13 protein-coding genes and 2 pseudogenes are annotated in these 10414 nt (G+C 45.4%); 3 read left to right on the top strand and 12 right to left on the bottom strand.

Features of this window, described 5'->3' with window-relative positions:
- The first annotated feature begins 204 nt into the window (after positions 1 to 204).
- From R1Y93_RS05060 to R1Y93_RS05050, 3 genes are read left to right on the top strand one after another with little or no spacing between them, the layout of a single operon-like run.
- Entirely contained in the window at positions 205 to 393 is a 189-nt protein-coding gene (locus R1Y93_RS05060) for a hypothetical protein (protein WP_500821889.1), read from the top strand.
- Between the two features lie 8 nt (positions 394 to 401).
- The gene (locus R1Y93_RS05055; RefSeq protein ID WP_500821888.1) at positions 402 to 677 is read left to right on the top strand and encodes a C39 family peptidase; all 276 of its coding nucleotides are present in this window, start codon (positions 402 to 404) and stop codon (positions 675 to 677) included.
- A complete protein-coding gene (locus tag R1Y93_RS05050) occupies positions 592 to 954 on the top strand; it encodes a C39 family peptidase (protein ID WP_500821887.1) in 363 nt (120 codons plus the stop codon). Before R1Y93_RS05055 ends, R1Y93_RS05050 begins: the two co-directional genes overlap by 86 nt.
- Positions 955 to 984: 30 nt before the next feature.
- On the opposite strand, the gene R1Y93_RS05045 is transcribed toward R1Y93_RS05050, so the two are convergent.
- From R1Y93_RS05045 to R1Y93_RS04990, 12 genes and pseudogenes are all read right to left on the bottom strand, one after another.
- Positions 985 to 1434, bottom strand: a complete 450-nt coding sequence (locus tag R1Y93_RS05045; RefSeq protein WP_500821886.1) for a transglutaminase-like domain-containing protein — start codon at positions 1432 to 1434, stop codon at positions 985 to 987.
- On the bottom strand, positions 1379 to 2356 hold the full coding sequence (locus R1Y93_RS05040; RefSeq protein WP_500821885.1) for a hypothetical protein: 978 nt from the start codon (positions 2354 to 2356) through the stop codon (positions 1379 to 1381). Before R1Y93_RS05040 ends, R1Y93_RS05045 begins: the two co-directional genes overlap by 56 nt.
- Positions 2353 to 3267 carry a C40 family peptidase gene (locus R1Y93_RS05035; RefSeq protein WP_500821883.1) on the bottom strand — a complete coding sequence of 305 codons (915 nt, stop codon included), beginning with the start codon at positions 3265 to 3267 and terminating at the stop codon, positions 2353 to 2355. Before R1Y93_RS05035 ends, R1Y93_RS05040 begins: the two co-directional genes overlap by 4 nt.
- A 65-nt stretch (positions 3268 to 3332) precedes the next feature.
- The gene (locus R1Y93_RS05030; RefSeq protein ID WP_500821881.1) at positions 3333 to 3698 is read right to left on the bottom strand and encodes an enolase C-terminal domain-like protein; all 366 of its coding nucleotides are present in this window, start codon (positions 3696 to 3698) and stop codon (positions 3333 to 3335) included.
- Positions 3679 to 4440 (bottom strand): dipeptide epimerase, encoded by a 762-nt coding sequence (locus R1Y93_RS05025; protein ID WP_500821879.1) that lies wholly within the window; start codon positions 4438 to 4440, stop codon positions 3679 to 3681. The genes R1Y93_RS05030 and R1Y93_RS05025 overlap by 20 nt, the downstream gene beginning before the upstream one ends.
- Before the next feature lie 133 nt (positions 4441 to 4573).
- Positions 4574 to 6136: a peptide ABC transporter substrate-binding protein gene (locus R1Y93_RS05020; RefSeq protein ID WP_500821878.1), complete on the bottom strand. Its 1563-nt coding sequence runs from the start codon at positions 6134 to 6136 to the stop codon at positions 4574 to 4576.
- A 154-nt stretch (positions 6137 to 6290) separates the two neighbouring features.
- Positions 6291 to 7289 carry an ABC transporter permease gene (locus tag R1Y93_RS05015; protein WP_500821876.1) on the bottom strand — a complete coding sequence of 333 codons (999 nt, stop codon included), beginning with the start codon at positions 7287 to 7289 and terminating at the stop codon, positions 6291 to 6293.
- Positions 7290 to 7304: 15 nt separating this feature from the next.
- Positions 7305 to 7733, bottom strand: coding sequence for an ABC transporter permease (locus tag R1Y93_RS05010; protein WP_500821891.1), 429 nt, complete (start codon positions 7731 to 7733; stop codon positions 7305 to 7307).
- A gap of 10 nt (positions 7734 to 7743) precedes the next feature.
- Positions 7744 to 7986: a hypothetical protein gene (locus R1Y93_RS05005; RefSeq protein WP_500821893.1), complete on the bottom strand. Its 243-nt coding sequence runs from the start codon at positions 7984 to 7986 to the stop codon at positions 7744 to 7746.
- Between the two features lie 25 nt (positions 7987 to 8011).
- Positions 8012 to 8227 (bottom strand): annotated as a pseudogene (locus R1Y93_RS05000) (ABC transporter permease); the annotation flags it as partial.
- A gap of 14 nt (positions 8228 to 8241) precedes the next feature.
- Positions 8242 to 9221 (bottom strand): annotated as a pseudogene (locus R1Y93_RS04995) (ABC transporter ATP-binding protein).
- A gap of 20 nt (positions 9222 to 9241) precedes the next feature.
- Positions 9242 to 10240 carry an ABC transporter ATP-binding protein gene (locus R1Y93_RS04990; RefSeq protein ID WP_294527094.1) on the bottom strand — a complete coding sequence of 333 codons (999 nt, stop codon included), beginning with the start codon at positions 10238 to 10240 and terminating at the stop codon, positions 9242 to 9244.
- Positions 10241 to 10414 lie beyond the last annotated feature (174 nt).

Genomic DNA, 10414 nt, shown 5'->3' with positions numbered 1-10414 from the left:
GTATTTGACGGAGAAAAGCTGATCGCCTATGGTTCCCTTGTTTTTCCAAATGATTCACCGGAAAATATCGGCTGGGATCTTGACTGGTCCAGGGAAAAAATTTTTCACTGCCTTACACTGGACACCGTGGACCTCCTGATTACAGAGGCCACGGTCTGCAGCGAACCCTGATCCCGCAGCTGCGTTGCCTATGCACTGGAATTAATGCCGGATGCCACTGTTCTGACTACCGTATCTCCGTTTAATAAATACAGCCTTCACAATGTACAGGCAGAGGGCTTCCAGATCCTGAAGCGTAAGGAAAAATATGGTGGTTATGACCGCTACATCCTTGGATATACCCAGCTCCGGACAAAGAATTCCCTGCTTTTGTGCCAGGCCCGGATGCAGTGATCCTGCCCATGGAAAATATTTTGCAGAATCCGGAGCTTCCCACAGGCTGTGAGTCTGTAGCACTGACCATGGTTCTGAATTATTATGGACAAAAGCTTTCCAAAACCACCATTGCAGATGAATATCTGATCCGTGATCCTGAAAATTTCGTAACTGCCTATAAAGGAGATCCTTACCAGATTTCCGGTGATGGTATTTATGCACCAGGACTTACCCAAACAGCTGTCCAGGTATCTGCAGGCAAATCACTGTCCCCAAACAGCAACAGACCTGACCGGCACTGAATTTACAAAGCTTTATCAGTACCTGGACAAGTCTGCACCTGTGATCGTATATAATTCTGTTTACCTGAAAACACCGATAGATGTTGCTTCCTATACCCTCTCCGGAAAAACCTGGCATTTCTACCATAATGAGCACTGCGTGGTTCTTTGCGGATATGATCCTGCAGGGCACATGGTCCTGATCAACGATTCTTTGTCCGGCCTTGTATGGCGCAGTGAAGAAGCGTTTGCCAGGATCTACGACCAGCTTGGCAAAATGGCTGTGCTGATCTCCTAGGGAAAGTCAGCTGCTTTACGCCTGTGACGCTTAGATAACCATTTCCTTCGTATTTTCTACCTCATAGGAAGCAAAGCCTTTTTCCTCAGACTCGATCTCACCAGTCTGATTGTCATATGGGTCAATGGGCATAAATTCTTTCTTAACAGCAAAATCCTGCTGAAAAGCATTATTTGCCACCATCCGGTAGGTTTCCAGATTTCCGAAATAGAATCTGCGCCGCTGTTCATCCCCAGAGGCGTAAGCGGAACCTCCGAAGGATGGGTCTGCATAAAGCCATCCATAAGGCTCTACATAGAACATTGCCCAGTCGTGTGGTCCTACATATGCCGGGTTTGCATAAAGACCGGACTGCCACTTGGCAGGTATGCCACAGATCCTGCAAAGTGTGATAAATAAAAGCGCCTGCACGCCACAGTCTCCCCTAAGGTTTCTTGCACAATACTGGGGAATATCCGTGATCAGTGAATACTCTTTCATGTAAGAATATTTGCACCTTTGTGGTAATGTAATCATAGATCCTTCTGGCAATTTCCAAAGGATCTTTTTCTTCCCCTGCGATCTCCAGACGGGCAAGGGAAGTGAGATAAGGACTGAACCGGATATGAGGATACTGTTCCTTCAGATATTCCTCCATTCCTTCCGGCACACTGCTCTTCTTTGTTTCACCAGACCACAGATCCACATATTTTGCAGTTACTGTATATTTATATTCCACAAAGAATGTGCGGTTTTCCTGAAGCTGATCCTGGAAGCAGATTGATCTGTACAGGGAATCCGGCTTATCAATGCTTACATTTCCCTGTGTATGATCCAGGATCTGAACATCAGAAATCTGATATGCTTCTGCCGGAATGGGAAGATGCACCTTTACCTTCATCCCAGGCTTAAACTGTTCATCCTTTAAACGAATCGTGGCACGGATATGGAAGCTTTCCTTTGCCTCTCCCTGTTCACGGATCTGCTGAACCTTCTGAAGCAGCAGCTTTTTATCCTCCGAGATCTTTTCATAAATCCCTGCACGTTCCCGGATATCATCATCTTTGTCCATAATATTCCGCATAAGATTGTGGATATAATGCTTTTCTCCATTGATATAGATCCACTCTGCCAGGTTTTTCGATTCCATTTTCCGGATATCCTCTTCAGAAAAATCCGGAAGCTTTTCCTGAAAAAGGCGGATCACATCTGCCTTTGTATACGGAAATTGCTTTGGCAGTTCTTCCAGAATAAATTTTTCATAGCGAAGCCTTGTTTTTAATTCTTCCCCAATTGGCTGCTCCAGCCAGCGATCTGCTGCTTCCTTTGCTTTTTCCAGATCTCCAAAATCCTTATATTTCAAAACATCCTCCGGCAGCTCCAGTGCCAGGGATTTCAGTTCTTCTCCTGAAAACCTTCTCATATAAATACACTCCCACATCCTGTTATTTTCTGTGCCAGGTCTTCCCTGTAATCTTCATCCTCTTCCCGCAGGCTGTTGATGGTTACATATGGTGTTTTCACATAGCCTGTGGAATGGATGTACTTTCCATTGCCAAGGTAAAGGGCCACATGTCCCGGAAAAAAGATCAGATCTCCTGTTTTCAGATCCTCCTGTTTCACCGGAGACACCGGAAATTCTTCACGAATCGACGCATCCCTGTAGATCAGAAGTCCACTGTTCAGATAACTCATAAAAGTAAGTCCGGAACAGTCGATCCCCTGAGAAGATTTCCCACCCCAGCGATACTGGGTGCCCATGTATTCCAGTGCGCTTTCCTTTATCCTCTCACGGAAGGTCTCTTCTTCTACTGCAAGTCTTTGTCTCATTGCCTGAAAATAGCCTTTTCCTTCTGTATTTTTCTCTGACAGATAGCCATCATCCTCTTTTCTTTCACGAAGATTCACGGTATGGATGAAGCCTTCCCGTCCTGCCCCGCTTCGTACCTTGCTCCAGCCTGGGACAACTTCTTTTTCCAGAAGCTCTACGATACAGCTTTTCAGCAAAAGCTCCAGGGGCAGTCCCTGCACTTTCGGTTCATCCAGAAGATCTGCTTCTGAGATCCCCAGCCGGAAAAAACGATCTTTATCCTGCCGTTTTTCCAGCTCTTCTTCTGTGATAGGTTTTATTTCTTCTTCTTTTACATAACCGGAATATCCATAATGGGTTTCTATCTTCAGGTACTGCTTTCCAGGAAGCTTTTCTAATACCTTCACTGCCCATCCTGAAAAAATCTCATCTTCGATTCCGCTTAAGTTTTCTCCATTTTCGTTTTCAGCCTCTGCCCTAAGATAAGCATGCTCTGCAGTCACAATTGCAAGATATTCTTTCATGTTTCAGATCCTTTCTATTTCAGATCTTTTCTGTTTTTAGAAATTAATTTTAGATTTTTTCTGATTCAGATCCTTTCAAACTTTACCGGAACTTTGGTGATCCCGATCCCGTAATCTTCACTTAATAAAATCTTCGGCCCCTGGTATACCGGTCCTCCTTCATAAGGATCCACTTTACATAATGACGGGCCATCCAGGTCTGCCATAGTTACACAGGAACGTGCGGCAGCAAGATGTACTCCTGCGCTGACGGAAACCTTGCTTTCCAGCATGCATCCGATCATGCATTTGATGCCGAATCGGTCGGCTGCGTCACAGATCTTCACTGCTTCATGGATACCGCCTGTTTTCATCAGCTTGATGTTCACCAGATCTGCCCCATGCTCTTCCATCACACGCACACCGTCCTCATCAGGAAAATACGCTTTCATCTGCAAGAATCGGGGTCTGTACATGAGCAGTTACATACTGCATCCCTTTAAAATCATGATAGGATACCGGCTGCTCCACCAGTTCGATCCCCAAACCTGCGTCCTCCATAGCTGTAATGGTAGAAACTGCTTCTTCCCTGGTCCAGCCCTGGTTGGCATCCACGCGGATCACCACGTCTTTCCCCACTGCCCTGCGGATCTCACGGATACGCTCCACATCCTTCTCACCGCCTTTTCCTACTTTGACCTTCAGGATACGGAAGCCTTCCCCAACTGCTTTTACGCTGTCCCTTACCATTTCATCTGTATCATTTACGCTGATGGTAATATCTGTTTCCAGTTCTGTTTTTACTGCAGAAGGGTCTTTTTCCCCAAGAAGCCTGAAAAGCGGCTTTTTCTGGAGCTTTGCATAAAGATCATAAAGTGCAATGTCCACAGCTGCCTTTGCCGTAGTATTTTTGGCAAGACACTTTTCCATTTTTGCCATAATAGATGGAAGGTCATCCAGATCCATCCCTGTAATAGAGGGGGCAATATAATAACGGATGGCTGCCTCAATGGACTCTTTCGTATCTCCGGTAATCACGGCCGTAGGCGGTGCTTCCCCATAACCTTCTGTCCCATCCTCCGCTGTTACCTTTACGATCAGGTCATTCACACTGTTTACTGTACGGAGAGCTGTCTTAAATGGTGTAACAAGCGGGATTTCAATGTACCCGATTGCAATTTCTTTCAGTTTCATAATCTTATTTACTCCTTAAAAAGGCTGCCGCCTCTGGTTTTCCCGAAATCATGCCGGATTCCCTAAGACGACAGCCCTTATTTTCTGTCAGCAGTATACCAGCCGCCTTTGGCTTTTTACCTGCATCATTTTATTAAAGTGCTTTGAGGTAAGTAAAGATAAAGTTACCACAGCTGTATACAAGGCCTTCATAATTTGTGTCATCAAACAGATAAGCACTCATGGAATGAAGGATTACGCTTACAGGCAGATCTCTTGCCAGGATCGCATCACATTCCTTATAGCCTTCCCACTGCTCTTCTTCTGTTGCAGCACTGGTAGCCTTTAAGAAAGCTGCGTCATACTCATCTCCCTGATAGAAGGAGTTGGAATTTGCAGTTGCATACATGGAGTCATACATATTGGAAAGATCCTTGTAATCCATAAACCATCCATAATAAGCCAGGTCGTAGTCACCAGAGTTTCTTGCTGCAGAGAAGTTCTCAACCTTCTCTACTGTAATGGAATCAATTCCCAGAACCTCTTTCCAGTCATTGACGATTGCTTCTGCGATCTCTTTACGGCTGTCATTGTTTACAATGTAGGTAAGAGCCGGAAAGCCTTTGCCATCCTCATATCCAGCCTCTGCAAGAAGCTGTTTTGCTGTCTCACAGTTCTCATCATATGCTTCTACGTCTTCCCAAGGATCACAGTAATCTACAAAATCTGTACCATCAGCGTTCTCATATCCTCTGCAGGCAAGTGTCACACCAATCTCATCATTCAGTCCACGGATATTCATGATTCTCTCTCTGTCGATGGTCAGAGACAAAGCTTTACGAACATTTACATCCTTCAGAACATCATTTCCTTTGTCGCCAAGGTTGAACATTACACAGTAGTTGTTATTTCCTTCTGCATAAACCAGTCCGTTGCCTTCCATACGAGGCTTCTCCTCATCCGGACACATATCGGAATATATATAATCACCACTCTCAAAAGAAGCAAGTGCAGAGCTTTCTTCTGTGATCAGTTCCCAGTTGATAGTGCCAACCTGGATCTGGTCTGCATCATAATAATCATCACGAAGCTTCATAACAACTTCTGACTCATGTGCCCAGCTTTCCATTTCATAAGGTCCGTTGTAAACTGCTTTATCCGGATCTGTTGCATAAGCATCACCGTACTCTTCCACATAATCCTGTCTTGCCGGATAAGTAGACGGGAATGCAAGAACAGAAGGAAGATATGAGCACGCATGTTTCAGGTGAAGTACCAGAGTCTTGTCATCGGTTGCTTCATAGCTGTCCACAATATCAGAAATCATGGTACAGTAGTCACCGCCCTGTGCTGCCAGATTGTCAAATCCGAAAACAAAATCATTTGCAGTTACAGCCTGTCCGTCAGACCAGGTGATATCATCTCTCAATGTAAAGGTCCATGTGAGATTGTCATCGCTCTGCTCTACAGAAGCCGCCTGTCCAAGAGCAATCTCTCCATTAGCATCCAGCTTGTAAAGACCTTCATAAAGATGTCTCAATGCTGAAATTCCATTCAGGAATCCACTGGTGGCTGTATTCAGCTGCATGGAATCTTCTCCACCGCCGGTGACGGAAATCTCGATCTTATCCCCATCTGCCCATACATTCATGGGGACAGTGGTTGCTGCAAGACCTGCAATCGTAAGCGCTGAAACTAATTTTGTGAGCTTTTTCATAATTATTCCTCCTTTTGATAGGTTTTTCATATCAGCGTCAGGCTAAAGGCCTCTCCCTGACATCTTTATATATACTCCGCAAGCGGAAACATATATCAAATTTTTCAAAATGATCTGATATTAGGACTCCTAGGACAGAAGCTCTGATGTTATATTATTTCTTCATCTTCGGATCCAGTGCATCCCTTAATCCATCACCGAACAGGTTAAAGGAAAGGATGATCAAACTGATCAGAACCGCAGGGAAAATAACACGGTATGGATATGTGGTAATACCATTTAATGCTTCAGAAGTAAGGGAACCAAGGCTGGCCATCGGCGCGGAAACACCAATTCCCAGGTAGCTTAAGAATGCCTCAGTAAAAATCGCCGATGGAATCTGAAGCATAACAGTAGCGATCAGCTGGCCAATACAGTTGGGAAGAAGATGCTCTTTGATCATGGTTGCTTTTCCGCAACCAAGAGCTTCCGCTGCTGTAACAAAATCCAGTGTCTTCAGCTGAAGGATCTGGCCGCGGACGATCCTGGCCATACCAACCCAATACAAACATCCGTATACAATGAATATGGCGATCAGACCGGAACCGATCTTCTGCAATCCGTGAAACATAGGTACCGTATCAATCAATGACTGTAACGGCTCACTGATCACCATTTTGATAACAACGATCAGCAGGATCTCAGGTACAGAGTAAATGATATCTACGATACGCATCATCACGATATCCACCTTACCGCCAACCAGTCCGGAAATCGCTCCGTAAATACTTCCCACGATCATAACGATCACAGCTGATACAAGACCTACCACCATGGAAATCCTGGTACCGATCATACAACGTACCAGAATGTCACGGCCAAGACGGTCCGTACCAAAGGGATGCTTCAGACAGGGCCAAAGTGCTTCATCGCCTCTTACCTGCTGGTCATAGGCGTAAGGAGAAAGAATGGGGCCTATAAATGCAAAAATAAACATGATCACGATCACAACGAGGGCTGCAATGGCGATCTTGTTGGATTTCAGGCGGATCCAGCTGGCCTTCCAGTATCCGATCTCCTCCGTATCAAGAGATTCCTCTTTAAAATAGTTTTCATCCAGGGGAGCAAAGTCTTCCGGTGAAATTTTGTTTTGTATGCTTAAAATGTTCTTCATGACGTCTTCCTTTAATTAATCCAACTTTATTCTTGGGTCTACGATCTTGTACAGGATATCACAGATCAGGTTCATAAATACGATCAGTGCTGAGTAGAAGATGGTCACACCCATGATCATGGTGTAATCCCTGCGGCTGATGGAGCTGACAAAATATCTTCCAAGCCCGGGAACACTGAATACGCTCTCTGCAACAAAACCACCGGTAAGAATGGATGCAGTAAGAGGTCCCAGGTATGTGATAACAGGAATCAGGGAATTCTTCAATGCGTGGACAAATACAACCACAAATTCAGACATTCCCTTCGCCCTCTCTGTGCGAAGGTAATCCTGGTTCATAACCTCCAGGATACTGGCCCTTGTCAGACGGGTCAGATACGAAGTAGGATAAATGGCAAGTGTGACCATAGGCATGATCCATCCGCCTGGCTTATTGTAGCTCACCGGAAGCACCTTAAAGCTTACTGCCAGAAAAATCATCAGTGCGGGAAGCAATTACATACCCCGGCATGGAAATACCAATGGACGAGAATACACGGATCACCGCATCCGGCCATTTATCTTTACAAAGGCCTGCGATACATCCAAGAATGATCCCGCATACAATTGCCAGGATCAGCGCCCTTACACCAAGTCCCATGGATACTGCAAATGACTGGAAAATAATATCCTTTACTGCACGGCCTTTCTGAAGCACGTAGAGTGGTACCCATATCTCCCTTAAGAAGATTGGTCAGGTACTTTCCATACTGTACATACACCGGCTGATCCAGTCCGTATTTTGCGATCAGGATCGCCCTGTTCTCTTCAGAAGCCTTCTCAGACATAAACGGGTCTCCAGGCATCAGATTCATTAAAAAATAAGTAATGGTAATGATTGCGAAGATACTGACTAATGCCAGCAGCACTCGCTTAACAATATATCTTGAAGTCTGCATTTTGATTCTCCTTGTTATGCATTATGGCATGCTGCAAAATGTCCGGGTGCCACTTCCCGAAGGGGAGGCATACTCTCACGGCAGGCCTGATACGCTTTGGGACATCTGGTCCTGAACGGGCAGCCTGATGGAGGATTCAATGGGCTTGGTACCTCTCCCTCCAGCTTGATCCTTTTCCTTGCTGCAGAAGATCCGGGTCTGCAATAGGAATAGCAGACAACAGCATCTCTGTATACGGATGGAGCGGATTACGGTAAAGCTCCGCACTGTCAGCCAGCTCCACAAGATGACCAAGATACATAACTCCGATCCTGGTGCTGATATGCTTTACAACAGCCAGGTCATGTGCAATAAAAAGATATGTAAGATTTTTGGTTTCCTGAAGTTCTTCCAGCATATTGATGATCTGCGCCTGGATAGACACATCCAAAGCAGATACCGGCTCGTCACAGATAATAAATCCCGGGTTTACTGCAAGTGCTCTTGCGATCCCGATACGTTGCCTCTGACCACCGGAAAACTCATGTGGAAAACGGTTATAAAACTCTGCATTCAGTCCTACCAGCTTCATCAGCTCCAGCACACGCTCCCGGCGTTCATCCTTGCTGCTGCAAAGCTTCTGCAGATCCATTGCCTCACCAATGATATCGGATACCGTCTTTCTTGGATCCAAAGATGCATATGGATCCTGGAATACGATCTGCATCTTTTTGCGGTATTCCTTCATGTCCTTGCCGATAATGGACTCATTCTCATAGATGATATCTCCGGAGGTAGGCTCTTCCAGACGGAGCACTGTCCTTCCAAGAGTAGTCTTGCCGCAGCCGCTTTCTCCTACGATCCCAAGGGTCTCACCCTTTCGCACAAAAAAGCTTACATCATCTACAGCCTTTAAATCTGTCTTCTTTACAAATCCAGTACGCACCGGATAATATTTCTTAAGATTTTTTACCTGAAGGAGGATCTCTCCTTTTTGAATTTCATTGTTTCCCATACTCTTGTCCATCCTATCCTTTATGCATCCTGCAATGCTTTTTTAATGGTCTGCCAGCAGGATACCACATGTGTGTCATCCAGCTCATACTGGGGCGGTTCTTCCTTAACACAGATCTGCATAGCGCAGCTGCATCTGGGTGCAAACGCACAGCCAGGCTTCACACAGCTCATATCCGGCGGATTTCCCTTGATAGGCTTCAGCTTTTCGTTTACATCACTGTCCAGCTTAGGCACAGAGGCCAGAAGCCCCTCTGTATACGGATGGCATCTCTGATAAAAGATCTGACGGCTGGTACCTTCCTCCACGACCTTCCCTGCGTACATAACAATGATCTTGTCACAGATCTCGGATACCACTCCAAGGTCATGGGTGATAAAGATGATCGCCATACCCAGTTTATCCTTCAGTTCCTTCAAAAGCTCAACGATCTGGGCCTGAATGGTAACGTCCAAAGCTGTAGTAGGCTCATCTGCGATCAGAAGCTCAGGATCACAGGAAAGTGCCATAGCGATCATCACACGCTGCCGCATACCGCCGGAAAACTCATACGGGTACTGCTTCAGTCTCCGCTCCGGCTGATTGATCCCTACCAGCTCCAGCAGATGGATCATCCTGAGTCTGCGGCCGTTACCGTCCAGATCTGTATGCTTTTTCAAAGATTCATTCAATTGATATTCAACAGTAAATAGCGGATCCAGGGAAGTCATAGGATCCTGGAAAATCATGGCGATCTTATTGCCCCTCAATTCCTGCAGTTCCTTCTTGGACATTTTCAGAATGTCCTTTCCATGAAAAAGGATCTCCCCTTGCTTCACTTTTCCTGTATCCGGGGTCAGCCTTAAAATACCGTGACTGGAAACAGACTTGCCGCTTCCGGATTCGCCAACGATTCCTAACACCTCACCCTTATGTAATGTATAACTGATACCACGTACTGCCTGGATCTCTCCTGTCTTATTATAAAAGGAAATCGACAGATCCTTCATTTCCAACAGTACATCCTGTTTTTCTTCCATATTACCTCTCCCATCCACATATACAAAACAGACGCAGACTGACCCACTGGATCAGACCCCTGCGTCTGTAAGCTTCTTTCGTTCTTCTTCATTTGCTTTCTTGATATTGTAATGCCAAATACATTCCTATGTCAAGGTTAAATTCTCATATAATGAAGTTTTAACGTATTAAAT

The organism is Blautia sp. HA3515 (assembly GCF_059933065.1).
The sequence above is the reverse complement of the archived record's forward strand: the minus strand, read 5'-3'. Positions and strand labels throughout refer to the sequence as shown.

Excerpts from the sequence above, each read along its gene's own strand:
- R1Y93_RS05060 (WP_500821889.1), top strand. The coding sequence starts at position 205 with ATGCCGGATGCCACTGTTCTGACTACCGTATCTCCGTTTAATAAATAC.
- R1Y93_RS05055 (WP_500821888.1), top strand. The coding sequence starts at position 402 with ATGGAAAATATTTTGCAGAATCCGGAGCTTCCCACAGGCTGTGAGTCT.
- R1Y93_RS05050 (WP_500821887.1), top strand. The coding sequence starts at position 592 with ATGCACCAGGACTTACCCAAACAGCTGTCCAGGTATCTGCAGGCAAAT.
- R1Y93_RS05045 (WP_500821886.1), bottom strand. The coding sequence starts at position 1,434 with ATGAAAGAGTATTCACTGATCACGGATATTCCCCAGTATTGTGCAAGA.
- R1Y93_RS05040 (WP_500821885.1), bottom strand. The coding sequence starts at position 2,356 with ATGAGAAGGTTTTCAGGAGAAGAACTGAAATCCCTGGCACTGGAGCTG.
- R1Y93_RS05035 (WP_500821883.1), bottom strand. The coding sequence starts at position 3,267 with ATGAAAGAATATCTTGCAATTGTGACTGCAGAGCATGCTTATCTTAGG.
- R1Y93_RS05030 (WP_500821881.1), bottom strand. The coding sequence starts at position 3,698 with ATGAAAGCGTATTTTCCTGATGAGGACGGTGTGCGTGTGATGGAAGAG.
- R1Y93_RS05025 (WP_500821879.1), bottom strand. The coding sequence starts at position 4,440 with ATGAAACTGAAAGAAATTGCAATCGGGTACATTGAAATCCCGCTTGTT.
- R1Y93_RS05020 (WP_500821878.1), bottom strand. The coding sequence starts at position 6,136 with ATGAAAAAGCTCACAAAATTAGTTTCAGCGCTTACGATTGCAGGTCTT.
- R1Y93_RS05015 (WP_500821876.1), bottom strand. The coding sequence starts at position 7,289 with ATGAAGAACATTTTAAGCATACAAAACAAAATTTCACCGGAAGACTTT.
- R1Y93_RS04990 (WP_294527094.1), bottom strand. The coding sequence starts at position 10,240 with ATGGAAGAAAAACAGGATGTACTGTTGGAAATGAAGGATCTGTCGATT.